The following is a 25,240-nucleotide window of genomic DNA, read 5'->3' as shown; positions in this document are numbered from 1 at the left end:
ACCAGTTCACGCAGCCGCTCGCCCAGTCGTGCCAGTTCCTGGCTGGCCTCGTTGGTCTGGGTGACGCCGGTGTCGCTGTTCTGGGCCGCCTCCACGATGCGCACCACGTTCTTGTTGATCTCCTCGGCCACCTGGCTCTGCTCCTCGGAGGCCGTGGCGATCTGCGTCACCTGATCGTGGATGTGCTCCACCGACTGCTCGATGGTGCTCAGGGCCGAACTGGCGTGGTTGATACGCTCCACAGTCTCCTCCGACAGGCCCTGGGAGGAACGCATGCGCTCCACCGCGCTGCGGGACTCACGGATAAAGCCATCGATCATCTCGCGGATCTGGCCGGCGGACTCGCCACTGCGCTTGGCCAGCTGGCGCACCTCATCGGCGACCACGGCGAAGCCACGGCCATGCTCGCCGGCCCGGGCGGCCTCGATGGCGGCGTTCAGGGCCAGCAGGTTGGTCTGGTCGGTGACTTCGTGGATCACGTCCAGCACCTTCTGGATCTCGTCACTGCGGGAGGCCAGGGCGTCGATGGCCTCGGCGCTTTCCAGGATATTCCGGGACAGGCTGTTCACCGACTGCTGGGAGCCGGCCATGGTCTGGCCGCCATCCTTGGCCAGGCGGTCGGCATCCGCCCCGGCCTGCTGCACCTCGTTGGCGTTCTTCGAGATCTGGTGGATGGTGGCGGCCATCTGGTTGATGGCGGAGGCGATCTGGTCGGTCTCTGAACCCTGGACCTGCACCGAGGCGCGGGTCTCTTCCGCCACCCGGCTCAGTTCCTCCGCGGCCGAGGCCACCTGGTGGGTGGTGTCGTCCACCTCGCGGATGGTGTTGTGGATCTTGCTGATAAAGGTATTGAAACGCCGGCCTAGCTCCGACAGTTCATCATTACCTTCCGCCGGTAGCCGGTGGGTGAGGTCGCCCTCCCCCTCGGCCACGTCCCGCATCATGTCACTGACCTCCGCCAGTGGTCGGGTCACGGTGCGACCCACGAGCGCCCCCAGTATGGCCGCCAGCACGATGACCCCAACCGTGGCCAGAAGGATGAAGATCAGGGCCTGGTTGATGTTCTCCTCAATCTCGGCCCTTGCCCGGGCGAGGACCTCGTTGATATCGGTGACGTAGACCCCGGCGCCGATCATCCAGTCCCAGTCCTCGATCAGGGTGGCGTAGGACAGCTTGGGCTCGACGGCCCCATCCGCCGCGGGGTTGGGCCAGTCGTAGGCATAGAAACCGTCATCCGCCGCCGCCTCGAACAGGGCGTCGATCAGTTCCTGGACCTCGGGGCTCTCGGAAAAGCCTTCAATGTCCGGGTTTGGCCGGTAGGCCAGGTTGAACATGTCCCGACGCCAGGCAAACACATAGTTGTTGTTACCAAACTTGATAGACCGGATGCGACTGCGAGCTTCCTGCTTTGCCTCCTCATCGGTCAGGTCCGGGTCGTTTTTTACCTCATTCACCACCGACAGGGCGGTGTCAGTCACATCACGCAGGCCTTGCTTGCGGGCCTCGGTGAGTGTGTGCTCCAGTCGCTGCAGCTCCGCCTCGCCACTGGCCCGCAGTTGGGAAGCGGTCAGCCAGGCGATGGTGGCGCCGGTCAGGATAACCGGTACCAGTACCGATAGCAGCAGGCGGGAACGGATCTTGAGTCGGTTCAGGAACATCATGGTCGTTACTGCCTTGGCCAGAAAATTCAGGAAGTCACGCTTCTGACTATAGGTGATAAAAGCGGTCGCGGATGGACCGGACACACTAAAAAGGTAGACCATGAACAGGCTTATGGCCGAGCGTATCCGGTCAGTTCCATGTATCCCTGGCCACCGCTGCTGCCGGTTACCGTTACCGGACTTTCCCAATAGGGGTAGAGTCCGTGGTTCCAGTACTCCCCCTCCGGCGCCCGTACCGTCACGTCAACGACATGGGCAGGCACCCGGATTCGCCAGGCCGCCGGAACCTCGCCATGACCGGTATCCCGGTAGGTGATCGGGGTCATCCGTACCTGATCCCCGGACAGTGGGTAAGCAGTGCCATCGGCGGCCACCCAGGTACCGGACCGGAAAGCCTCCTCCCCACGCCCCACCCGGAACACCATCAGCCGGCCGCCGTTGTCCAGCCGCAGGGCGAACCAGTCCCAGCCCTGCTGGTCGGACCGCAGGAACTGACTGCTCCACTCCCGGTCCAGCCAGCCGGTTCCCGTCACCGGGTAATCGGTGCCCGCCACGGTCACGGTGCCGTCAATGGCGATGTCGGTGAGGCTGAAGTACATGGAGCCATGCCCGCTATCGGCCTTGGCACTGAAGCCCTGGTCGCCATGGCGGACCATGCGGTCGCCGGGGACCAGTGTCAGACGGTAAGACCAGCCATCACCGGATGCCTCCAGGCGCCACCGGTCGGGGCCAGTCGCCTCCAGTTGCCAGTGGTCCAGCCATACCCGCAGGGGCTCGGCCCGGGCCCCTGCCTGTCCGATGCTCCCCCGGGCAAAGCGTTCCGAGAACCAGTGTTGCCCCCGGAAGGACACCGCACCATGGGCCATCCAGGCGGAATGCAGTGGCCACCGGGAAGCCGGCAGCGATTCCCTGGCCTGCGCAGGAGACACCAGCCCCTGCCGGAACTGGGTCCACTGCAGCCCCAGGGGCTCGCCGCCTTCGGTGCGCAGGTTGGCGGTCAGGTACCACCACTCGATGCGATGATCCGGGTGGGGGCCCCAGTCATCGGGCAGCTCAATCCCGTCCGTGGGGGACGGCTGCGCGAACGATGAAGCCGGCGGGGTCTCCGCCAGCCCGGCAAACCCTTCGGTGTCCTGAGACTCCCCACAACCGGACAGGATCAGGCACAGACCAGCCAGCCAGGCCATGAACAGCGAGGTCCGGTTCATCGTTCCTGCCCTCCCGCCTGCACAGGCATGGTTCCCGGCTTGCCGTTGTGACCGGTACTGGCCAGCCAGCCCACGGTGACAGCGGCCAGGGCAAACAGACCCAGCAACTCCAGCCAGTAACCGGGGTAGATTGTCATGGGCAGGGACCAGCCAAAGGCCACCGGGTTGATCCGGCTGACCAGCACCCAGGTCAGCGCGATGCCCACCGGTAGTGCCGCAGCCCAGATCAGTGCCATGAGTTCCGCGGCCAGCGTCATCACCACACGCCGCCGCTCCCGGGCTGTCAGCCCCCAGGCGGACAGCAGGTGGTAGTACCAGGCTCGGGAGCGCAGCACCACCCAGCCGGTCATCAGCAGGGCCAGGCCCGCCAGCACCAGGGTCAGGTAACTGATGGACCGGGTCAGGGCAAAGGTCTGGTCGAATACCCGGTTGGCGAGGCGGTGGATGGTGTCGTTGTCCCTGACCGACAGGTCGTCGACCTGCCAGGCGGACGCCAGGGCGGAGACCAGGGCCGTGCCGGAGCCATTGCCCGTGTCTGCCAGGGCAATGGTCAGGGAGCGGAAATCCGGTACGAACCGCTCGGGCAGGTAACGCCGGTCCATCAGGATTTCTCCCGCCGGTCGGCCATAATCCGCGTAGACCCCGGCCACCCGGATGCTGCGCTGCCCGTCGCCAAACCGCACCATCAGTTGATCCCCTGGCGCCAGGCCCTGTCTCCGCGCCAGTTGCTCGTTGACCAGCACCTGGCCCTCGCTGACCGCCTGCCAGGGGTCCGCCACGGACTCCAGCAGTGACCAGCGCCGGATCAGACCCGAATCGGTGTCCGTGGCCATCAGGTCCACGCCCTGCTCTCCCGGACCGGCGCCGATGGTCGCCGTGCCACGGATGACCGGATGCCATTGAGCCACGGTGGGATCACCCTCCAGCAGCGGCACTACCGGTGCCAATGGATGGCCGTCCGGTACCTCCACAAACAGGTCGCCGGCCAGGCGCTGGCCAAGCCAGTCGTGGAAGGTGTCCTCGAAGGTGGACACCAGGGCGTGGACAGCGATCACCGTGCCCGCCGCCAGTTGCAGGGCCACCATCGGCAGCGCCAGCCGACCGGACAGCACGCCCAGCTCCCGCCGACGCCATAGGATCAGCGGTGGCGACCAGGGCGACGGTGTCAGGTAACGGACCATCAGCACCGGCGTCAGCAGACCGGCCCCGGCCAGCATCAGCCCCGTGCCCAGGAAAACGGTGACCAGGGACCCCGCCACCAGCAGCAGAAGCAGCCCCACCAGCAGGCAGACGGAGGCCAGCCCCGGATGGAACCGGGAGCGCCCCTGGGCCGGGCCGTCCCTCAGCAGGTCCAGTCCGCACCAGAGCACCATCAGCAGGACCACCGCCAGGGTCACCAGGAATCCGGTGGCGGATTCGCCGGTGGTCAGCAGGGTGGTTTCGAAGAGATTGTCCATGGCCGCGCCGAAGCCACCGGACAGCCCATCCGCCAGCCGGAGCCCCAACAGGTAACCGGGTACCAGGCCAAGACCGGCCAGGATCGCCAGTTCCGCCAACAGGTAGAGCCGCAGGCGTCGGCGGGTGACGCCATAGCGTTCCAGCAGCACCAGGCTCTCCCGCCGCTGGGCCAGCCCCAGGGTATAGACACTGCGAATCAGCAGCGCGGACACCAGCACCACCAGGATACCCAGGGCATCCAGGTTCAGCAGGAAGCTGTCGGCCAGCTCGCCGGTGCTGAGTCGGGACCGGTCCGGTGGCCGCTGCCAGCCGGCGGGTAACGGCTGGCCCTCATCCATCAGATACAGGCGCAGGTGCGCCGGGCGGCCCGATTCCGCCAGCCGGGCGGCTTCGGCGATGTCCACGAAGGGCTCGCCGTCCAGCACCATGCCGGCGCCGGGGGCATCACCCTCCGCGCAGGCCATGGCCAGGGGATCGATCCCCACCACACGCCCCCGGGTATCCGCCGGGGCCACCTCCAGCCAGGGGATCACGCACAGGCCCTGACGCCGCAGGCTGACGAAGTCGTCCACGGTGACCGGGGTGCCACCCTCAGGCGCCAGTTGCTGGCCGCCGGACAACTGCGCCTCGCCGGCCTGCATGCTGTCCCGGGCCTGGCCAGTGAGGGCCCAGACACCGGACCAGAGAGCGGTGGCCAGGGTCAGGATCAGCCACAACGCCAGCAACTGGAAGGGATGGCGCCGGTAGTGGCTGAGCACGGCCCGGAATATCACCACCTGCCCTCTGCCGCCAGATCAAGCTGGTGGTCGCATCGTTCCGCCAGGGTCAGGTCATGGCTGGCCAGGATCAACCCACACCCCTGCTGCCGCTGCCAGTGGAACAGCGCATCCGATACCTGCCGGGCGGTGTGCCGGTCCAGGCTGCCGGTGGGCTCGTCCGCCAGCACCAGGTCGGGGCCCATGGCAAACACCATTGCCAGGGCCGCCCGCTGGCGCTGGCCACCGGACACCTGGTCCGGATAACGGTCCTCCAGCCCGGCCAGGCCAAGGCGCTCCAGCCAGTCGCTAACCGGTCCGAACGAGCGACCCGCCAGGTCCGCCCGCAACCGTATGTTCTCCGCCAGGGTCATGGCGGGCATCAGGTTGCTGTCCTGGAACACCACGCCGATACGGCGACGGCGCAGCCCCGCCCACTGGTCCGCAGACAGGGCGGTCGCCGACTTCCCCAGCACCTGCACGTCGCCAGCGTCGATGCTTTCCAGCCCGCACAGGATATTCATCAACGTGCTCTTGCCCGACCCGGACGGACCGGTCAGGGCCAGGGAGTTCCCGGGCGGGAGCTCCAGCGACAGGCCGGTGAATATCCTCACCGGGCCGGTACTGGCGTCATAGGTCTTGCGCAATCCCGACACGCTGACACTGGTCACATCCCATCTCCTTCCATTCTTACCGTCGAAGGCCCCACTACTGTGCATTCCTGAATTAACTGCACTCTAGTTGTGCATGATCAGTCCGAAATCCCAATCATTAAAGAACCAGCGCACCAACTGAATTCACTTAACTGCCCAACATCAAAGCGTGCGCACTATTGTGGACCGATTATTGCTAAATCCGGACCACGGCGAGCCGGAGGCGTGCACCAGCGTGAACCATCCGGCTCATGAAAGTCATTAACCGGGAGCACTCCTGTCCGTGGATATTACGTCTGCCATTCATACCCTGACCGACAGTGCGAACACACTCTTCCTGCTGATCGGTGCCGTCATGGTACTGGCCATGCACGCCGGCTTCGCCTTCCTGGAAGTGGGCACCGTGCGCCACAAGAACCAGGTCAACGCGCTGGTCAAGATCATGACCGACTTCGGCATTTCCGCCATTGCCTACTTCTTCATCGGCTACTATATCGCCTACGGCAATCACTTTTTCAGTAATGCTACGATCCTCACCCAGGATCAGGGCTACGAACTGGTCAAATTCTTCTTCCTGCTGACCTTCGCCGCCGCCATACCCGCCATCGTCTCCGGCGGCATCGCTGAGCGGGCGCGCTTTTACCCCATGCTGATCGCCTCCGGGCTGGTGGTCGCGTTCCTCTACCCGTTCTTCGAGGGCATCGTGTGGAACGGCAACCACGGTTTTCAGGCCTGGCTGGAAAGCAGCTTTGGCGCCTCCTTCCATGATTTCGCGGGTTCCGTGGTGGTGCACGGCGTCGGCGGCTGGATCGCCCTTGCCGCGGTCCTGTTGCTGGGCGCTCGTAACGGTCGCTATCGCCAGGGCAAGGTGGTGGCGTTCGCCCCCTCCAACATTCCGTTCCTGGCCCTCGGTGCCTGGATTCTCACCGTGGGCTGGTTCGGCTTCAACGTGATGTCCGCCCAGACCCTGGACGGTATCAGCGGCCTGGTGGCGGTGAACAGCCTGATGGCCATGGTGGGCGGCACCGTGGTCGCCATGGTGGTGGGCCGCAAGGACCCGGGTTTTATCCACAACGGCCCGCTGGCCGGGCTGGTGGCGGTCTGCGCCGGTTCCGACCTGATGCATCCCATCGGCGCGTTGATCACCGGTGGTATTGCCGGTGCCATCTTCGTGTTCCTGTTCGAATGGGCCCAGAACCGCATCGAGCGACTGGACGACGTGCTCGGTGTCTGGCCCCTGCACGGGGTCTGCGGTCTCTGGGGCGGCATCGCCGCCGGCATCTTCGGCCAGGCCTCCCTGGGCGGTCTTGGCGGCGTCAGCCTGATGTCGCAACTGATCGGCTCCCTGGCGGGCATGGTCATCGCCTTTGTCGGTGGCCTGGTGATCTATGGCCTGGTGCGTCAGTTGGCCGGTCTGCGCCTGGGCGAGGAAGAGGAGTTCAATGGTGCCGATGTGAGCATCCACCGCATCGGGGCCACTTCCTGGGAGTAATGGGGTAGAGAGCACCCGGGTAGCAGACCAACGGCGGTCCAAGGGCGTATCATGGTGGACTCTGTCAACAAAGAGGAGCAGCCATGAACGCCCGGACCCTGTTCACGTCCGTGATTGAAGACTGCCAGCCGACATCCCTGCTGGTGGCCGGAGAGGCCGCCCGGCAGGCCGCCGATGACTGGCAGACCACCCACCCCGGGGTCGCCGTGGACCCCCTTGCGCCTGGTAACGGGGAACTCACCGGCGCCAGCGCATATCCCCATGACCTGGCCATTGTCGCCGACACCCTGGAGGACCTGCCCCTGGAGACCGGCCGGATCCTGCTCGGGCAGCTACGCAACCTGGGCAACCACCAGATCGCCGTACTGGTCGGCCATCGCAGTGACTGGTCCTTCAACGACTTCATCGGCCTGGGCTTCGTGCGCCAGGGCAGTACCGATGGCGACGATGGGCACACCCTCTACACCTACAATATCGATACCTACAACCACAAGCGCACCTGGAACAACCCCAGGTACTGGGCCAACCCGGAAATGTGGGACAAGGCCAGGTGGTAATCGTCCGGTCGTAAACCGTTCATAAAACTCTCATGTCACCGTCATAGTCTGGTTGCACCCTGATCGTCAGGCCTCCCGCAGGCCGATCACAACCAATCACGATCAGGGACGGATTCATGACCTTCAAGCGCACCCTTATGGCGGCCTCGGTGGCTGCCCTGTGTACGTCACCCGCCCATGCCAGCCTGTTGTTCAGCGAATACCTGGAAGGCACCGGCAACAACAAGGCCCTGGAACTGCTCAACACCTCGGCGGAGCCGGTGGACCTGGCCGCCTGGGAGATCCAGGTCTACTTCAACGGCAACAGCAACGCCGGCCTGACCCTGAACCTTAGTGGCACCGTCGCGCCCGGCGACCACTTCGTGGTGGCCAGCAGCCAGGCGGACGCAGCGATACTGGCCGTGGCCGACCAGACCACCGGCGCCGGCCTGTTCAACGGTGACGATGCGATCACCCTGCTTAACGGCGGCCTGGTGGTGGACAGCATTGGCCAGGTGGGCGTCGACCCCGGCAGTTACTGGGGCGACGACACCCGCACCCAGAACACCGACCTGCGGCGACGGAACCTCACCCCGGACAGCGATCCCTACGACGCCTATGAGCCCGCACTCTACTTCGATGCCTTCCCCCTGGACGACTTCTCCGACCTGGGCATGAACAGCGGCGATCCGGGCGATCCCGACGAGCCGGGCACCCCCACCCTCACCTGTGGCGAGCCGGCCACGCTGGTGTCCGCGATCCAGGGTGAAGGGGATACCTCGCCCCTGAACGGCGAGTCCGTGCAGATCGAAGCCGTGGTGACCGGCGTGTTCAACGGCGACGACGGCTTCGGCGGTTTCTATGTGGAGGAAGAGGCGGGCGACCGCGACAGCCTGTCGACCACCTCCGAGGGCCTGTTTATCTACGCCCCGGATACCGATGCCAGCGTCGGGGCCGGCCAGACCGTCCGCATCGCCGGCACAGTCACCGAGTACAACGGCCTGACCGAACTGGGCAGCGTCACCGGCATGGCCGACTGCGGCCCGGGCGAATTGCCGGCACCCGCCACCATCAGCCTGCCCTGGGCCTCGCCGGATTCCCCGGAAGCCTTCGAATCCATGCGGGTGACACCGGACAGCCCGCTGGTGGTGAACGACACCTACGACCTGGGCCGTTATGGCAGCCTCACCCTGGGCAGCGCCCGCCACTTCATTCCCACCAATGTCGCCAGCCCCGGCAGCGACGCCCTGGCCATACAGCAGGCCAATGAACGGGACCGCCTCATCCTGGACGACGGCAGCAATCGCCAGAACCCGGCGGTGGTGCCCTACCCGTCCCCGGCCCTCAGCTCGACCAACACGGTGCGGGGCGGCGACCAGGTGGACAGCCTGGTGGGGGTGCTCGATTTCCGCTTTGACGCGTGGCGCCTGCAACCGCTGCAGTCACCGGAATTCATGGCTGCCAACCCGCGCCAGGACAGCCCGGAGCTGGATGCCAGCGGCAACCTGGTGGTGACCTCGTTCAACGTGCTCAATTTCTTCAACGGTGACGGTATGGGCGGTGGCTTCCCCACGGCCCGCGGCGCCGACACCGCCGAGGAACTGCAACGCCAGACCGCCAAGCTGGTGTCCGCCATCCGCGCCACCAACGCCGACGTGGTGGGCCTGATGGAAATCGAGAACGACGGTTACGGTGACGAAAGCGCGATCCGGGAACTGGCCGACGCCCTGGGTAGCGAATGGCAGGCCGTTGATCCGGGTCTGTCGCAGCTTGGCGGTGACGAGATTGCCGTCGGCTTCGTGTACCGCACCGATCGTGCTGAGACGGTGGGCGATGCCGCCGTACTGGCCTCCGCCCCGTTCCAGGACCTTAACCGCCAGCCCCTGGCCCAGACCTTCCGCCCGGTGGGAAGTGATGATGGCGTCACCCTGGTGGTGAACCACTTCAAGTCCAAGGGCTGTGGCGAGGCCAGCGGTGCCAATGCCGACCAGGGCGACGGCCAGGGTTGCTGGAACCCGACCCGGGTACAGGCCGCCAACGCGCTGGCGAACTGGCTGGATGCCGACCCCACCGGCACCGGCGAGCAGGACCGCCTGATCCTCGGCGACCTCAACAGCTACGCCCGGGAAGATCCCATCACCACACTCACCGACCGTGGCTACACCGACCTGGTCAATCGCTTCGAGGGCGACGGCGCCTACTCCTATGTGTACTTCGGCGAAGCCGGCTACCTGGACCATGCCCTGGCGTCCCCGGAACTGCTCGACAAGGTGCTGGACACCGCCATCTGGACCATCAACGCCGATGAACCCCGGGCACTGGACTACAACACCGAGTTCAAGTCTCCGGAACAGCAGGCGGACTGGTACTCCACCGCCCCCTGGCGGGCCTCGGACCATGACCCGGTCATTGTTGTGCTGGAGCTCGCCGGTGGTTCCGACGACCTGCCCGCGGACCTAAACGGTGACGGCCGGGTGGATGGCCGCGACCTGGTCCGCTTCCTCCTGGCCGGCCTGTTCGGCAAGCACGAACATCTGGACCTCAATGGCGATGGCCGGGTGAACGGCAAGGACCTGAAAACCCTACTGGCGGCGATCCGCCAGGCCTGAAAGCAAGAAGAAGGTCGCTGGCAAGGCTCAGGGCATTTCCCGTCCGGAGCCTTGCCGACGCCCCTGTAAACACCCTTAAAGGAGTATGATTGTGAACGCCAGACCCGCAGTTGTCCTGACAACCCTGCTGTCCACGCTGGCCCTGGTGGCCTGCAACGGGAGCGATTCGGACGACGATGAGACGTCCTCCGACGCCCCGCTGACCCTGAATATCCTCCATATCAACGATCACCATTCCAATCTGGAAGCTTCTGAACAGACCCTGGACATCGGCGGTGCCGAGACCACCTTCGCCCTGGGCGGCTTCCCCCGCGTGGCCGCCAGGATCGCCGAACGTGAAGCGGCCCTGGATAACGTGCTGAAGCTGCACGCCGGCGATGCCATCACCGGCACCCTCTATTTTTCCAGCTTTGAGGGCACGGCGGACGCCGAGCTGATGAACCTGGTGTGCTTCGATGCCTTCGCCCTGGGCAATCACGAGTTCGACCGGGGCGACGCCGGCCTCAAACTGTTCCTGGACGAACTGGCCAGGGGCAACTGCGACACCCCGGTGCTGGCCGCCAACGTCAGGCCGGAGGTAGGCACCCCCCTGGCCCCGTCGGCCCAGGATGACTACATCCAGCCCTACATCGTGCGTGAGATCGACGGCGCCCGGGTCGGCATCATCGGGATCGACATTGCCAACAAGACCCGCAACAGCTCCAGTCCGCTGGCCACCACCGAGTTCCTGGACGAGCGGGAAACTGCCCAGGCCATGATCGACGAACTGGCGAAAGACGGTGTCAACAAGATCATCCTGCTGACCCACTACCAGTACCAGAACGACCTGGAGCTGGCCGCCAGCCTCAGCGGCGTGGACGTGATCATCGGCGGCGACTCCCACTCCCTGCTGGGCGACTTCTCCGCCTACGGCCTGGAAAGCTCCGGCCCCTACCCGACCATGGCCACCAATGCCGACGGTGACCAGGTGTGTGTCGCCCAGGCCTGGCAGTATTCCCAGGTGGTGGGCGAGCTGAACGTGGAGTGGAATGAGGCAGGCGTTGTCCAGGGTTGCGAAGGTGTCCCTCACCTGCTGCTGGACGAACCCATGGTTCGTGAAGACGAGACCGAAACCGAGTATGAACTGACCGGCGCCGACCGTGAGGCCGTCCTGGCCGCCATTGATGCCGATCCGCAACTCAGCCTGACCGCACCGGACGCCACCGTCGGAGCCGCCCTGCAGGCCTATACCGACCAGCTTGAGGAATTTGCCAATGAAGTGATCGGCACCGCCACGGAAGACCTCTGCCTGGCCCGGATTCCCGGCGAGGCCTATGGCGACAGCACCTGTGATGGCGAAGACCCGAATCGCGGCAGCGACATCGCCAATGCGGTGGCCCAGGCGTTCCTCTACATGAGCAAGGAAGCGGACGTGTCCATCCAGAACGGTGGTGGTGTGCGGACCGACATCTTTGCCGGTGACATCACCATTGGTGATGCCTATACCCTGCTGCCCTTCGGCAACACCCTGACCAACCTGGACATGACCGGTGCGGAGATCCACCAGGTACTCAACGAAGCCGTGGACTATGCCCACAGCGACTCCACCGGGGCCTACCCCTACGCCGCCGGCCTGCGCTGGTACGTGGACATGAGCCGGGCCGCCGGTGACCGGCTGTACGACATCCAGTACCGGGTCCGCAACGAGGGCGCGTGGATGCCCCTGGAGGACGACACCCAACTGAAAGTCGTCAGCAACAGCTTCACGGCGGAAGGCCGCGACGGCTATGTGACCTTTGGAACGGTTTCAGAGGACGGCCGCGCCGAGGATACCTTCCTGGACTATGCCCAGTCCTTCGTGGACTACATGCTGGAAGTAAACACCATCAGCAAGCCGGCCACGGACGAGTATTCCACCCAGAACTACACGCCGGTGCCGTAACACGCAGACGATCCGTGGGAAGCCAGTACGGCTTCCCGCGATCCATCAGAGATCAGGGCAGGGCCACCGCCTCGAAACGGGCGAGTTCGTGGCCCTTCTCGTTCAGCAGCTTCAGTACCTTGCCCTCCAGGAAGACCCCGGCGGTCTGTGAGAAAACCTCGTACAGGGCCGCTTCATGATTGTCCCCGATGCAGGCCATCTTGGTGCTGGCCATGGCATCGAACAGCAGGTTGGCGCCGCTGACGGTGTACTCACCGACAAACCGGTTGCAGCCGCTGAAGCCGTTCACCTTACCGTCATCCCGGAAAATCATGTGGGGTTCGCCCTGCTCGCCCCTGGGAATGTCCACCTCGGTGCCTTTCAAGGACATCAGCTTCCAGTAGGTGTTGGTCAGCGGTGCGGTGGGAATGGGGCCTTGTGAAGACCCTGACGGGCTGCCGGCACAGGCGACCAGCATCAGCGCGCAAGTCACCAGGACCAGGCCCCGGACTGCGGTCAGCGCTCCTTTCACTCCTTTCGTTCCTCTTGTTCCTATCATCTCGGAATCTCCCTGGATCAATCGCGGCCATGGGACCACGGGTTATCGACAAAGAAGGACATCATAACCAGTTGCGCCGGCCGGCTGAAGGACCGGCTTCATGAAAGTGCGTACAGATTGAGGACGCCATGCCGTGTTGTGGTGCGGGTTTGTTATGCTCTGGGTATTCTCCACCCATCCCTCCACCCATCAAGAAGGGGGCACCATGAGTGCAATCAGTGATCGCAAAACCAGAGAGGCGCTGGAGCAGGAAAGCCGGAAGGTGGACGAGGACAGCCTGGAGTCACTGCTGACACGGCAGCGAAAGGTGGAAGAGAAGGTCCAGTCCAGCGGCAGGCTACAGCGGTTTTCAACGGATATCCGCCTGATGTTCTCGCTGTTACGGGACTTCTGGAACGGCCGCTACCGCCAGGTACCCTGGAAGACCATTGCCGCCATTGCCGGCGCCCTGCTCTACGTGCTTAACCCCCTGGACCTGATCCCCGACGTGATCCTGGGGTTCGGCCTGCTGGACGACGCCGGCGTGGTGGCCCTGTGCCTGAAACTGGTGGAGTCGGACCTGCACCGCTACGCCGCCTGGAAGGAACTCCACGCCGAAACCGCCGGCAGGTAACCTGGCCCGCCACCACTTGATGTGGGTCAACGACCCTCGGCAGCCTCTGCCTTAGTCTGGCAGGCAGACCCGCCACACCATTGACAGGGGCCCAGCCATGGACTTCAACCATTCCGACGACTCCCTCCAGGTACAGGACCTGATGCGGCGGTTCATGAAGAAGCATGTACTGCCCCACAACAGCGACTGGCTGACAGTGGCCGAATCCGGCCGTTACCCACTGGATATCCTTGACCCCCTGAAAGGGCAGGCCCGGGAAGATGGCCTGTGGAACCTGTTCCTGCCAGAGCTGAAGGAAACCGAGCCGGGCACCGCCATGACCAACCTGGACTACGCACCCCTGGCGGAAATCATGGGGCGGCTGCCCTGGGCGGCGGAAATATTCAACTGCAGCGCCCCCGATACCGGCAACATGGAACTGCTGCACCGGTTTGCCACCCCGGCCCAGTACGACGCCTGGCTGATGCCACAACTGGAAGGACGTATCCGGTCCTGCTTTGCCATGAGCGAACCGGACACCGCCTCGTCCGATGCCACCAACATCGCCACCACCATCCGCCGGGATGGTGACCACTATGTGGTGGATGGCCGCAAATGGTTTATCACCGGCGCCAACCACCCCAACTGCCGCTTTGCCATCGTGCTGGGTCGCTGTGATGACGGCTCCGGTGACAGCCGCCACCAGCAGCACTCCATGGTGATCGTGCCCATGGACACCCCGGGGCTGGAGGTGGTGCGCAATATCCCCATCATGCAGCACCACTCACCGGAGGGGCACTGCGAGATTGCCTTCCGTAACGTACGGGTGCCTGCGGAGAACCTGCTGGGCCGGCCCGGGGAAGGCTTCGCCATGGCTCAGGCCCGGCTGGGCCCCGGCCGGGTGCATCACTGTATGCGCACCATCGGCCAGTGCGAACTGGCCCTGGAGATGATGACGGAACGGTCGCTGGAACGGCGCACCTTCGGCAAGTTCCTCAGCGAGTATGAGAACGTCCGGGACTGGATCGCCGAGTCCCGCCTGGAGATCGACCAGGCCCGGCTGCTGGTGCTGCAGGCCGCCTGGAAGATGGACACCTTCGGCAACGCCGCCGCCCGGGTGGACGTCTCCGCCATCAAACTGGTGGCGGCACGCCTGCAGACGCGGGTGGTGGACCGGGCCATGCAGGTGTTCGGCGCCATGGGCCTGACCCCGGACACGCCCCTGGCCTACCTGTGGACCTGGGGCCGGGCCCTGCGTTTCCTGGATGGCCCCGATGAGGTGCACCTGCGCACCGTCGCCCGGGCGGAAATCGAGAAGGCGAAGGAACAGCGGGGATCAACGGCGGCGTACTACAACCTCCACTGACCACCGCCATCATCAGTCCGCTGGTGCAGTGCCCCTCTCCTCGGCGAAACGGATGTAGAAATCCAGGCTGTCCGGATTGGCCATGGCGTCGGGGCTAGCCACCTGCGACAGCGGCCTGCCCAGCAGCAACTTGCGGATTGGCAGCTCCATCTTCTTGCCGGTCAGGGTATAGGGAATGGCCGCCACAGGGATGATCTCGTTGGGCACATGCCGCGCCGATAGGTTGTCCCGGATGACGGCGCGGATTCGCCCGGTCAGCCCGTCATCCAGCTCGACTCCGTCCCGCAGCACCACAAACAGCGGCATGTAGGATTCCCGCCCCAGGTACTCCAGGTCGACAATCAGCGAGTCCAGCACCTCCGGGATTTCCTCCACCACCCGGTAGATCTCGCCGGTGCCCATGCGCACGCCCTGGCGGTTGATGGTGGTGTCGGAGCGTCCATAGATGATGGAGCCACCCCGGGGCGTGATCCGTATCCAGTCCCCATGGCGCCAGATGCCCGGGTAGGTGTCGAAGTAGCTATCGTGGTAGCGGTGACCGCCTTCGTCGCCCCAGAAATACAGCGGCATGGAGGGCATCGGTTTTGTAACCACCAGCTCACCCACCTCATCCTCAAGGTGCTTGCCATCCTCATCAAAGGCGTAGACCGCCGTGCCCAGGGTGCGGCACTGCATCTCGCCGGCGTAGACCGGCATGATCGGGTTGCAGCCCACATAGAAGGCCGCCACATCGGTACCGCCGCTGATGGGGGCCACCAGAACATCATCGCCGATTTCATTCATGATCCATTTATAACCCTCATCCGGCAGGGGCGAACCGGTGGAACCCACGGAGTGAATACCGTTGAGATCGGCGTACTCCCGGGGGTGAATCTCCTCCTTCTTGCAGTTGAGGAAATAGGCCGCACCGGCCCCAAAGAAGGTGACCCCCGCCTCGCCGGCAAAGCGCCACAGGGTGCCCAGGTCCGGATAGCCGGGGTTGCCGTCATAGATGCAGATGGTACTGCCCAGCAGCAGCCCGCCGATCTGGGCGTTCCACATGATCCAGCCGGTGGTGGTGAACCACAGGTAGCGGTCGTCCGGCTGCAGGTCCATGTGCAGCCCCTGGCCCTGCAGACCTTCCAGCAGGGCACCACCGTGGCTGTGGACAATGGGCTTTGGCATACCCGTGGTGCCAGAGGAATAGACTACCCACAGCGGGTGATCAAAAGGCAGTTGTTCGAAGGTCATGGGCTGGTCATGGGCCAGCATGTCCGGCCATGCCACGCTATCCTCCAGATTCGCGCCGGAATCCAGGTAGGGCAGCACCACCACCTGCTCAAGGGTGGGCAGTTCGGAGCGCAGTTGGCGGACCACGTCCATGCGGTTGAAATCCTTGCCCCCATAGCGATAGCCGTCCACCGCGATCATCACCTTGGGGTCGATCTGGCGGAAGCGGTCAATCACGCTGCGGGTGCCCATGTCCGGCGAACAACTCGACCAGATGGCGCCGATACTGGCGCAGGCGTAGAAAGCCACGACGGTTTCGGGGATGTTGGGCAGGTAGGCCACCACCCGGTCACCGGGACCCACGCCCATCTGGCGCAGGCTGTAGGCAAAAGACGCCACCTGCGTCTTCAGGTCGCCCCAGGACAGTTCCTGGAGGGGACGAATCTCAGAGCGGGAAATGATAGCGGGTCGATCCGGCTCATCTTCATGGAACCGGAACCCCTGCTCGATCATATTGAGCCTGGCGCCTTCGAACCATTTGGCCCCGGGCATGCGGTCACCATCCAGAACACGTTGGTACGGCGCGGAATGGCGGATATCGAAATAGTCCCAGAAGGCGGCCCAGAAGTCCTCCAACTGGTCCACAGACCATTGCCACAGGGCGTTATAGTCCCGGAATTCCAGCCCGCGGTGCAGCTTCAGCCATTGCATGAAGTCGTGCATCCGGCTGTTTTCAATGCGTGCCTGAGTGGGTTGCCAGAGGCATTCGGGGGTCTGGGCTGTCATGGGGGTCTCCGTTTTGTTGTTGGTCTTGATTGGTAGCCGTGTCAAAGCCCACTGGGCGACATCGGCTAAAAATGTAACAATCGCTCGGTCAACTCGATGGGATACTATCGGATAATAGTGAGTGGAGCTCAACCGTATGCGAGCGGCAATTCACCATGGCAGTGTCCCCCGGAGCCTTAATAGTCCGGCAATCGTTTCTCGCTGAAGGCCCTCAAACCTTCCTCAAAGTCCGGGTGTCTGGCATACAGGGCAAAGGTGTCCAGCTCCGCCGACAACCCTTCCGCCACACTGCGGGTGCGGTTTTCGGTGACAACCTTCTTGATCAGACACATGGCAAACGGGCTACGACGGGCAAGCTGGCTGGCAAATTCAGCCACCTCGTCCCGGAGACGTTCGTCCTCGAAGACGGCATTGACCAGCCCCCACTCCCTCAACTGATCCGCCGGATAGATCTCGCCGGAGAGCAGCATCTGGTTCGCGATATTGGGTGGCACCTTGCGGGGCAAACGGACTGACGAGCCTCCCCCAGGAATGACACCATACTTGATATGGCCATCCCCGATTCTCGCCGATTCCGCCGCAAACACCACATCACAACACAGCAACAGCTCCAGCCCACCGGCAATGGCATAGCCATTGACTGCGGCGATCACCGGGAGCTTCAACCCATCGATCAAGTCAAAAACAGCCTGTGCGAACCGAAGCCTGGCCAGGAAGGATTCCTGGTCGCCTTCGTCAATATCGTGCTTGAATCCCGCCAGGTCACCACCGGCGGAAAAAGCCCGGCCAGCCCCCTGGAGCACAAGGCATCGAACCCCCGTATCCGCCTGGACTGCCAGCACGGCATCCCGCAGGTCCCGCAACAACGCCATGGTCATCGCATTGAGCCTGTCCGGGTTGTTGAGCGTCAACCACGCCACATGATGGTCAACCTCCAGAACAACATTTCTGAACGTCATTCGCGCCCCTCCCACTGGGAAAAGGCATCAGATTAAAGAGCCAAGGCGCCACCAACAATGTTTGATTGTCACATATTCATTGATATAGATATGACAATAAACCAAACTTCTCACCTTCCACGCTAAACGAGCACCAGACCATGACAGACAGCAGCATCCGGCTGGCCCGGACCTATCAGGCCATTCTCGATGACCTGGACAAGGGACGGGGAGCCAGCGAGCTCTCCAGACGTCTTTCCGAGGCCGAATCACTCGCTTTCAGCGCCGAAGAGAAGTCTGAATTACTCGCCGCCGTGAGAAAGGCCATCAAACTCGCGGAACGGAACGAGCAATACCAGCTCAACGAACGATCCCTCAGGGCCGTCTCCGAAAGCGCTGAAACACTGACAGAACTGAAGGATCCGGAAGCCGTGCTGAACAGCATTGTCGTTCGCGGACGCAAACTGCTGGGCAGTGATATCGCATGGCTGGCCGGACACACCCTGGACAACCAGGGAAAAATCCTGGCGATCGATGGTGCCTACACTGAGCTCATCAAAGACCTGAGCGGTCCGGGCCATGCCGGCATCGCCGGTCATGTGCGAAACTCCCGATCCGCTTTTACCACCCAGGACTATATGACAGAAGGACAATTCACCCATGATCCACTGATGGACAGGGCAATGGCGGAAGAGGGTATCCAGTCTGTACTCTCGGTACCCATCATGGCGGATTCCGAGGTCATTGGCGTACTGATCGTCGCCGATCGGTACCAGCGTTTCCATCAGCCCTGGGAGATCTCCGTCCTCGGCACCCTGGCAGCCCATGCCTCCGTTGCTATCCGCAATGCGCAAACCTTCGAGCAGAAGCAACGCGCCCTGAGGTACGCCGAACAGGCAAACCGGGAACTCGAAGACAAGGTGGCAGTACTTGAGCATGCCACCGACGCCCATGAAAAGCTGACCTCCCAGATTGCCAGGGGCGGCAGTCAGCAGGAAATGCTCAGCCTGATCGCCAACCTGCTGGACGGCGAACTCGGTTTCCTCGACCCCATGGGGTCGGTGACCAGCGCCGTCCCGGAGGAGACCCTGACATTCTTCGAAAGCGCCACCCTCGACAACCGATTCAGCAGGCAGGTGGCCGAAGCCATCGACAGCAGTCGGCTCACCGGCCGCTCGGTGAGCCTGGACAGTGATCGATACGCACTCACTCTGATGGCGGTATCCAGTGGCAATGATCACCTGGGATCACTGCTGATCCGCACGCAAAAGCCGCTGTCCGGTCACCAGACGCGGATTTTCGAACGCTCGTCCACGGCAATTGCAGTACTGAACCTGCTGGAGGAAAAAAAGACCGCCACCAACCTGCTCGACATCAAGACCACACTCACCGACCTCCTGGACCCGAAAGATCCGACCCGGCAACCCACCAGAACGCAGGCCCTGCAGATAGGTATTGATACACAGGCGCCCCTGGTGCTGGCCGTCGTTGCCCTTGAGCCGTCAAAGCTCCACTTTTTCCTCAAGAAGATCAGCAAACGGCTGAAGTCTCTGTCGGGCGTGGCGACGGAAATCAACGACCGGCTCATTCTGCTGATTAATCAGGATGATACCCGGGCAATCCGGCATTTCCTTCATGAACATATGAACAACGAGGCCAGTTGGACCGGACTGACCGCCCTCTCCCACCCCATCAACCATTCGGAGGACCTGCCCCGCGAGTACCGGCTGGCAGTACAGTCGCTGCAGGTGGCGGAGCACCTCGGGCGCCGCAATGCCACATTCTTCTATCACGAATATGCCATCTACACGCCGTTGTTCGGTAACAGCACGTCGGTGGATGTGGCGGCCTTTATCCGGGCAACGATTGGCGAGCTTGTCGAGTCGGACCAGGCCAGGAGAACCGAGCTGGTCAGAACGCTGCTCACATTCATGAATGAGCAGCAGAATGCCAGGGCCACCGCCCGCAAACTGAAACTCCACGTCAATACCATTCATAACCGGCTTGAAGCCATAAACGGCATACTGGGGCCCTGGCAGCAGGATGGCCGCTCCCTGGAGATCCAACTGGCGCTGCGGTTGCTCAACCTGAAGAAAGCCGCAGGCCGGTAAGGCCAGAGGGTCCTCCCCGGGAGCTACCGCCAGCGGCCGGTTCTCTAACGCACCAGCACGTCCGGCAGATAGAGTGCAATGGCAGGGACCAGCCCGATCAGCAGCATTCCAAGGAAAATCACCAGCACATACGGCACCACCGAGCGGTAGATATCCCCCATGGTGACACCGGGGGGCACCACACCTTTCAGATAGAACAGGTTGAACCCGAACGGAGGCGTCATGTAGCCCACCTCCATCATGATGATAAACAGGATGCCGAACCAGATAGGGTCAAAACCGAACTGGTTTACCACCGGCATGAAGATCGGCAAGGTGATCAGCATGATGCCGATGGGATCCAGGAACATGCCCATTACGAAGACGATCCCCAGCATGACGATCATCGCGCCGAAGGCGCCACCGGGAAGATTCTGCATCAGCTCAGCGATCAGCTGCTGGGCGCCCATGGCGTTGTAGGCGGTGGTGAAGACATGGGCACCGATGAAGATCCACATGATCATTGCGGAGATCACCAGCGTCTTTACCGCCGCCTGGTGGGCCATTGTCAGTGAAAAGGTGCGATGCACCACCGCACAGATGAGGGCACCCAGGACACCCACCGCCGCTGCTTCCGTTGGTGTCGCAATACCCGACAGGATGGAACCAAGCACCATCACCACGATCATGATGGGTAGTATCACGGCTTTCACCGAGGCCAGCTTTTCAGGCCATGAAGCGCGCTCATCCTTTGCCAGGGCCGGCCCCATGTGGGGCTGGAGGAAACACCGCACGCCAATGTAGAGCCCCACCAGAGCCGCCAGCAGGATCCCGGGCAGAATGCCCGCGGCAAACAGGCTGCCCACCGACACGCCGGTATTCAGCGAGTAGATAATCATGACCACGCTGGGTGGTATCAGAATACCAAGGCCACCGCCCGCATTGATGGCCCCCAGCGCCATCTGCTTGTCATAGCCGCGCTCCAGCATCGCCGGCAACGCCACCGCACCCATGGCAACCACGGCGGCACCACTGATACCCACCATGGCGGCAAACACCGTACAGATTGCTACGGTGCCGATGGCCAGACCACCGCGAAGCCCGCCCATCCACAGGTACATCATGCGGTACAGAGACCTGGCGAGCCCTGTGCGTTCCAGGATCAACGCCATGAAAATGAACAACGGCACCGAAATCAGCGTAAAGCTGTTCATGGTGGTCCAGACACGGCTGCTCACCATAAAGAAGCCGTCTGGCCCCCAGGTGAAATAAAGAAAGATGGCGGACACGCCACCCAGCACAAACGCCAGAGGCACACCCAGGGCAACAAACAGCAGCAGGGTGCCGAAGAACAGACCCGTGATAATTTCAAGCGTCATGGGTCACGCCCTCCCCTTCAATCCGACGGGCAAGATCCGGCCTGCCCATCAGCACGAAGACATCCCCGACAATACTTACCACACCCTGCAACAAAAGCAGCATGGCACCGACCGGGATCGCGATTTTCAGAGGCCATATCGGGGGATTCCAGGCCGAGAAGGAGGTTTCCCCCATGGCCCAGGATTCCTCCGCCATCACCCAGCCTTCCTTCAGGATGACTGCCATGAAGGCAAAGAACAGAAAACAGGTGGCAATATTGACGGCAGCCTTGCCGTGCGCGCCCAGCCGATCATAGAGAATATCGACGTTGATATGCCCCTTACGCACCAGCAGAAACCCACCGGACAGAATGATGTAGGCACCAAACATCATCTGGGTCATTTCCGAGGCCCAGATCGTGGGTGATGAGAAGACATAGCGCGCAACGATTTCAAACAGTAGCAGCACCACCATAACGATGACCAGATAACTCAGAATCCAGACACCCAATAACGAGTTGAGTCTCGTAACAGCCCGAGACAGGGACACAATAAAATTCATAGCTTGCTCCGCGGCCCGAAGGCATCAGCCGGGTTGGACAGTCAGGCAATAAGGCGGGGAACCGGGAAAGGACCGGGGCCCCTCCCCGGTCCATCAGGTCAGCGGGACCTATTCACCCCGGCCCAGTGATTCGAGGTACTGCTCCAGACGACGAACCGCCTCCGCAGCGTTGGGGCTCTTTTCAGCTTCCACGGCGCGAAGCTCGCGGCCTACTTCCCACATACGCTGCTGGATTTCGTCCGGCAGGGTGATGACCTCAACGCCCTGTTCCCGCTCCAGATGATTCAGCATCTCAACTTCCTGGTACTGGTATTCGTTGGTCCGCGACCAGAAGTGCTCCTGGAAGGTGGTCTTCACAATCCGGCGGATATCCTCGGGCAGTTCCTCCATCGCCTTGTTGTTGATGATGAAGACCTCGACGCCACCAATCCCCAGGGACGGGCGTACATGGTACTTTGCCACCTCATACAGACTCAGGGCATTGGCCTCCTGGGACGCGCCCCAGTGGGCACCGTCAACCAGGCCGGTGGACAGGGCGTGGTAGATTTCAGGCCCGGGCATGAACACGGCCGATGCACCCACCTCCGAAATGAATTTCTGTAACAGGCCGGCACCACGGATCTTGAGGCTGCTGAACTCCTCCAGCGACTCGACGGGCTCCTTCAGCACCATCTCGGTAGGGTAGAGCTTGTCGGTGTAGTAATGAACGCCCTGCTCTGCCGCTTCTTCCTGAACCAGTTCTTCAAAGCCCAGGTGCTTCCAGAAATAGAGCGCCTCCCAGATATCCTCAAAGGCACCCGGAGAGGCGAAGGCCAGACCGGCGGTGGGAATGTAGTTCATCAGATAAGCCGGGGAGGTGTAGCCCATCTCAACAACGCCACGCTGGACCGCCGGGAAAATCTCCGTCGGCCCGAACAGGGAATCCGCCGCATGCAGCTCGATCTGAAGCCGGCCGTCGGTGCGCTCCAGGAGCTTGTCCCGAACCGCGACCACGCTGTCTTCCCAGGAACCACTGCCAACAGGCAGGTGCGCCTGCAGTCGCCACTTGATAACGTCCTGCTCACCCGCCTGTTCGGCATGTGCGGCCGGCACCAGGGCGGAAATGCCCAGAAACAGGCCTGCACTCAGGCCCAGCACTGATTTTATTGTGTTTTTCAACATAACGTTTTCTCCAGATTTCTTGTTGTCGATTGATTACGCGTCCGACGGACGAAAAACCACGTCAATGGGCAGTGCGGACAACGCCCCCATGACGGTTTGCCTCTCCTCCTCGCTCACTTGCCCGGTGAATGAAACGGTGTAGCTCCCGTTGCCTGCCGGCCGGGGAGCAACCCGGATGCAGTCTGTCCTGCCCAACAGCGCTTCCACCTCCATCTGCAACTTCATCCCGACCGCGTGGTGCCGCAATTCCGGTTTGAACAACTTGCCAACGGCGGTGACCGGAATTTCATCCACCACGAACACATGCCGTGGCCGTGCCGGTGGTTCGTGGATTTTCTGCTGCAGGAAGGTTTCAAAGGCCGTCACATCGAACCCGGGCCCGGACTTCACCGAGACATAGAGCACGGGGACTTCGCCGGAATAACCGTCGGGCATGCCAACTGCGGCACTGAGGCTGACGTCGGGGTGGGAATTGGCCACTTCCTCGATCGCGGCGGGATCAATGTTGTGCCCACTACGGATGATCAGGTCCTTTTCACGACCGGTGAGGTACAGGTATTGCCGGTCGTCCAGATAGCCCACATCACCGGTAATCAGAAACCCGTCGTCGGTGAAGTTTGCCCTGGTGTGTTCAGGATCGAGATAGCCGTCAACCACCTGGGGCCCATTGATGGCAACCACACCGGGTTCGCCCGGATCGCAATCGACCCAGCCGGTGTTATCATCCGCCTTTTTCAGAATCCGCAGGGTGGAGAACGGCGCACGGAGGCCAACACTGCCCCGCACATGGTCACCGTGCAGTGGCGTACCGGCGATGGATGCCACGGTTTCCGTCATGCCGTACTGCTCCAGCAGGGGCAGCCCGGTCCGACGCACAAAGCGGTCGGCAATGGACCGGGTCAGCGACGCCCCACCGGTCAGCACGAAGCGCACGCTGGAGATATCAAATCCGTCGGTGGCCACCTCGCTCATGGAGGCAATGGCCGTAGGCACACCCGCCAGGTAGGTGGCACGGAACCGTTGCGTCAGGGCCCAGATATTGTGGATCACCTCCCGGTCCCTGAAGCCAGACGGGGTCAGCATCACCAGGTGACCGCCGGCTGCCAGTACAGACAGGCCGATGGTGGAGGTGCCACCCACATGGAACAGGGGAAAGCCGTTCAGCGCGCAGTCCCTCTCACTCAGGTCGAACAACTGAGCAAGCGTCCAGGCCGCGTGAATCTGGTTAAGGTGTGTCTGGGGCACAAGCTTGGGAAGACCTGTGGTGCCACCAGTGTGGAACAGGGCCGTGATGTCGTCCTGACGGGCCGGTCGGTCCGCTTTCAGATAATCGGCCGGCTGGGCATCACACCCTTCTCGGAACGACACGAACACCGAAGGATCCACATCGTCCGGCACCCTACCCAGTACAATCACCTTGCGCACGGTTTCCACCGAAGACGCAATCAGTCTGGCCTTTTCCCAAAGCTCCGGATCCAGCTCGGGCGAGGGGCACACCAGGAATTCCGCCGTCTCCGCCTCAACCAGGGTCATCAGCACGTCCCGGGACAGCAGATAGTTGAGGCAACTGACCACACCAACAGACTGGGCACCCCATAGGGCGACCGGCATTTCCGGGTGGGTGCGGGAGAGGATGGCGATCACGGTTTCGTGGCCGGCTCCCAGGCTTACCAGCAGGTTACCGGCCCGATTGATAGCCCCCAGCAATTCGCCATGGGTCAGTGTCTGCGCACTGTCGGCGGGGTCTGCCGAGTTCAGCACCGTCAGGGCCGGTCGCTCCCCATGCAGCGCCGCTGTTGCTTCGAACAGTTGGTGGACACTGGAGGCCGTCACCAGATCCCCATAGGGCTCCTGCTCAAGGGTATCGATATCCCCTGCTGTCCTGATCGTCTTTACGGATCGTGTTGTTCTGTAATGAGTCATTGTCAGTTTCATGTTCCGTGAGCACGTCACGACAGGCCTCGTCAATGGCCTATACCGCAATCACGCTGCTTGCATTGTTATCAGGTGAACCAGCGACAGCACCGACTGTTCTCATCCAGCGGCACGGTGCGAGTCGAAAGCGGGGAAATTCTGGCCATTCAGAACATGAGTCACAATGTAACTTAATTATATTTTTTTGATTATTTTATGTACCCTAATCACATACCCGAATCCCAAAGAAACGCCCTCTGCCGGTACGCAGGCTTGCCGAAAGGGCCCTGAGAAGCCAGTAATAGAGCGACTTCCGAAAATGGCATACTGACCACGCAGCCACGCAGGGAGGAACGGCCGGACACTATTGCTATCCGGCGGAACGCAGGGCAGACAATTCTTTGTGATATAGACACAGATTTAAGAGTAAGAA

At 62.6% G+C, this 25,240-nt stretch carries 18 protein-coding genes; 7 read left to right on the top strand and 11 right to left on the bottom strand.

What is annotated here, in order from left to right:
* The 4 genes from ACJO3T_RS19385 to ACJO3T_RS19370 all read right to left on the bottom strand — a co-directional run.
* The coding region (locus tag ACJO3T_RS19385; RefSeq protein ID WP_406979539.1) for a methyl-accepting chemotaxis protein at positions 1 to 1,661 on the bottom strand (1,661 nt) is incomplete at its 3' end.
* A 110-nt stretch (positions 1,662 to 1,771) separates the two neighbouring features.
* Positions 1,772 to 2,869: a lipocalin-like domain-containing protein gene (locus tag ACJO3T_RS19380; RefSeq protein WP_406965497.1), complete on the bottom strand. Its 1,098-nt coding sequence runs from the start codon at positions 2,867 to 2,869 to the stop codon at positions 1,772 to 1,774.
* A complete protein-coding gene (locus ACJO3T_RS19375; protein WP_406979538.1) occupies positions 2,866 to 5,103 on the bottom strand; it encodes an ABC transporter permease in 2,238 nt (745 codons plus the stop codon). The genes ACJO3T_RS19380 and ACJO3T_RS19375 overlap by 4 nt, the downstream gene beginning before the upstream one ends.
* A complete protein-coding gene (locus ACJO3T_RS19370; protein WP_406965495.1) occupies positions 5,097 to 5,753 on the bottom strand; it encodes an ABC transporter ATP-binding protein in 657 nt (218 codons plus the stop codon). Before ACJO3T_RS19370 ends, ACJO3T_RS19375 begins: the two co-directional genes overlap by 7 nt.
* 265 nt (positions 5,754 to 6,018) lie before the next feature.
* On the opposite strand from ACJO3T_RS19370, the gene ACJO3T_RS19365 reads away from it, so the two are divergent.
* The 4 genes from ACJO3T_RS19365 (at position 6,019) to nadN (ending at position 12,293) form a co-directional block, all read left to right on the top strand.
* A complete protein-coding gene (locus ACJO3T_RS19365; protein WP_406965494.1) occupies positions 6,019 to 7,227 on the top strand; it encodes an ammonium transporter in 1,209 nt (402 codons plus the stop codon).
* Between the two features lie 83 nt (positions 7,228 to 7,310).
* Positions 7,311 to 7,784 (top strand): DUF6231 family protein, encoded by a 474-nt coding sequence (locus ACJO3T_RS19360; protein ID WP_406965493.1) that lies wholly within the window; start codon positions 7,311 to 7,313, stop codon positions 7,782 to 7,784.
* 116 nt (positions 7,785 to 7,900) lie between these two features.
* On the top strand, positions 7,901 to 10,372 hold the full coding sequence (locus ACJO3T_RS19355; RefSeq protein ID WP_406979537.1) for an ExeM/NucH family extracellular endonuclease: 2,472 nt from the start codon (positions 7,901 to 7,903) through the stop codon (positions 10,370 to 10,372).
* Positions 10,373 to 10,463: 91 nt separating this feature from the next.
* Positions 10,464 to 12,293, top strand: a complete 1,830-nt coding sequence (nadN, locus tag ACJO3T_RS19350) for an NAD nucleotidase (RefSeq protein WP_406979536.1) — start codon at positions 10,464 to 10,466, stop codon at positions 12,291 to 12,293.
* Between the two features lie 52 nt (positions 12,294 to 12,345).
* On the opposite strand, the gene ACJO3T_RS19345 is transcribed toward nadN, so the two are convergent.
* Positions 12,346 to 12,804, bottom strand: a complete 459-nt coding sequence (locus ACJO3T_RS19345; RefSeq protein ID WP_406965490.1) for an META domain-containing protein — start codon at positions 12,802 to 12,804, stop codon at positions 12,346 to 12,348.
* Between the two features lie 232 nt (positions 12,805 to 13,036).
* Between ACJO3T_RS19345 and ACJO3T_RS19340 the strand changes: the two genes are divergently transcribed.
* On the top strand, positions 13,037 to 13,444 hold the full coding sequence (locus tag ACJO3T_RS19340; protein ID WP_406965489.1) for a YkvA family protein: 408 nt from the start codon (positions 13,037 to 13,039) through the stop codon (positions 13,442 to 13,444).
* Positions 13,445 to 13,541: 97 nt separating this feature from the next.
* Positions 13,542 to 14,789, top strand: coding sequence for an acyl-CoA dehydrogenase family protein (locus tag ACJO3T_RS19335; RefSeq protein WP_406979534.1), 1,248 nt, complete (start codon positions 13,542 to 13,544; stop codon positions 14,787 to 14,789).
* 12 nt (positions 14,790 to 14,801) lie between these two features.
* Here the strand turns inward: ACJO3T_RS19335 and ACJO3T_RS19330 are convergent, their stop codons facing one another.
* Both ACJO3T_RS19330 and ACJO3T_RS19325 read right to left on the bottom strand, forming a co-directional pair.
* Positions 14,802 to 16,784 (bottom strand): acetoacetate--CoA ligase, encoded by a 1,983-nt coding sequence (locus ACJO3T_RS19330; RefSeq protein ID WP_406979532.1) that lies wholly within the window; start codon positions 16,782 to 16,784, stop codon positions 14,802 to 14,804.
* A 176-nt stretch (positions 16,785 to 16,960) separates the two neighbouring features.
* Positions 16,961 to 17,743: an enoyl-CoA hydratase/isomerase family protein gene (locus ACJO3T_RS19325; RefSeq protein ID WP_406965484.1), complete on the bottom strand. Its 783-nt coding sequence runs from the start codon at positions 17,741 to 17,743 to the stop codon at positions 16,961 to 16,963.
* A gap of 140 nt (positions 17,744 to 17,883) precedes the next feature.
* On the opposite strand from ACJO3T_RS19325, the gene ACJO3T_RS19320 reads away from it, so the two are divergent.
* Positions 17,884 to 19,833 carry a helix-turn-helix domain-containing protein gene (locus ACJO3T_RS19320; RefSeq protein ID WP_406965483.1) on the top strand — a complete coding sequence of 650 codons (1,950 nt, stop codon included), beginning with the start codon at positions 17,884 to 17,886 and terminating at the stop codon, positions 19,831 to 19,833.
* Positions 19,834 to 19,877: 44 nt separating this feature from the next.
* Here the strand turns inward: ACJO3T_RS19320 and ACJO3T_RS19315 are convergent, their stop codons facing one another.
* The 4 genes from ACJO3T_RS19315 to ACJO3T_RS19300 all read right to left on the bottom strand — a co-directional run bounded on the left by ACJO3T_RS19315 (position 19,878) and on the right by ACJO3T_RS19300 (position 24,816).
* Complete coding sequence (locus ACJO3T_RS19315) at positions 19,878 to 21,191, bottom strand: TRAP transporter large permease (RefSeq protein WP_406965482.1); 1,314 nt, start codon at positions 21,189 to 21,191, stop codon at positions 19,878 to 19,880.
* Complete coding sequence (locus ACJO3T_RS19310; RefSeq protein WP_406965480.1) at positions 21,181 to 21,732, bottom strand: TRAP transporter small permease subunit; 552 nt, start codon at positions 21,730 to 21,732, stop codon at positions 21,181 to 21,183. Before ACJO3T_RS19310 ends, ACJO3T_RS19315 begins: the two co-directional genes overlap by 11 nt.
* A 108-nt stretch (positions 21,733 to 21,840) precedes the next feature.
* A complete protein-coding gene (gene dctP / locus ACJO3T_RS19305; protein ID WP_406979531.1) occupies positions 21,841 to 22,893 on the bottom strand; it encodes a TRAP transporter substrate-binding protein DctP in 1,053 nt (350 codons plus the stop codon).
* Positions 22,894 to 22,926: 33 nt separating this feature from the next.
* Positions 22,927 to 24,816 carry an AMP-binding protein gene (locus ACJO3T_RS19300; RefSeq protein WP_406979529.1) on the bottom strand — a complete coding sequence of 630 codons (1,890 nt, stop codon included), beginning with the start codon at positions 24,814 to 24,816 and terminating at the stop codon, positions 22,927 to 22,929.
* Between the last annotated feature and the right edge of the window lie 424 nt (positions 24,817 to 25,240).

The organism is Marinobacter shunpengi (assembly GCF_045449715.1).
Lineage (GTDB): Bacteria > Pseudomonadota > Gammaproteobacteria > Pseudomonadales > Oleiphilaceae > Marinobacter.
This window is presented reverse-complemented; position numbering and strand designations above follow the sequence as displayed.

Bases quoted from the DNA above. Each gene is read 5' to 3' on its own strand.
- ACJO3T_RS19320 (WP_406965483.1), top strand. From the start codon at position 17,884: ATGACAGACAGCAGCATCCGGCTGGCCCGGACCTATCAGGCCATTCTC.
- ACJO3T_RS19300 (WP_406979529.1), bottom strand. From the start codon at position 24,816: ATGACTCATTACAGAACAACACGATCCGTAAAGACGATCAGGACAGCA.
- dctP (WP_406979531.1), bottom strand. From the start codon at position 22,893: ATGTTGAAAAACACAATAAAATCAGTGCTGGGCCTGAGTGCAGGCCTG.
- ACJO3T_RS19360 (WP_406965493.1), top strand. From the start codon at position 7,311: ATGAACGCCCGGACCCTGTTCACGTCCGTGATTGAAGACTGCCAGCCG.
- ACJO3T_RS19380 (WP_406965497.1), bottom strand. From the start codon at position 2,869: ATGAACCGGACCTCGCTGTTCATGGCCTGGCTGGCTGGTCTGTGCCTG.
- ACJO3T_RS19330 (WP_406979532.1), bottom strand. From the start codon at position 16,784: ATGACAGCCCAGACCCCCGAATGCCTCTGGCAACCCACTCAGGCACGC.
- ACJO3T_RS19355 (WP_406979537.1), top strand. From the start codon at position 7,901: ATGACCTTCAAGCGCACCCTTATGGCGGCCTCGGTGGCTGCCCTGTGT.
- ACJO3T_RS19340 (WP_406965489.1), top strand. From the start codon at position 13,037: ATGAGTGCAATCAGTGATCGCAAAACCAGAGAGGCGCTGGAGCAGGAA.
- ACJO3T_RS19325 (WP_406965484.1), bottom strand. From the start codon at position 17,743: ATGACGTTCAGAAATGTTGTTCTGGAGGTTGACCATCATGTGGCGTGG.
- ACJO3T_RS19315 (WP_406965482.1), bottom strand. From the start codon at position 21,191: ATGACGCTTGAAATTATCACGGGTCTGTTCTTCGGCACCCTGCTGCTG.
- ACJO3T_RS19310 (WP_406965480.1), bottom strand. From the start codon at position 21,732: ATGAATTTTATTGTGTCCCTGTCTCGGGCTGTTACGAGACTCAACTCG.
- ACJO3T_RS19335 (WP_406979534.1), top strand. From the start codon at position 13,542: ATGGACTTCAACCATTCCGACGACTCCCTCCAGGTACAGGACCTGATG.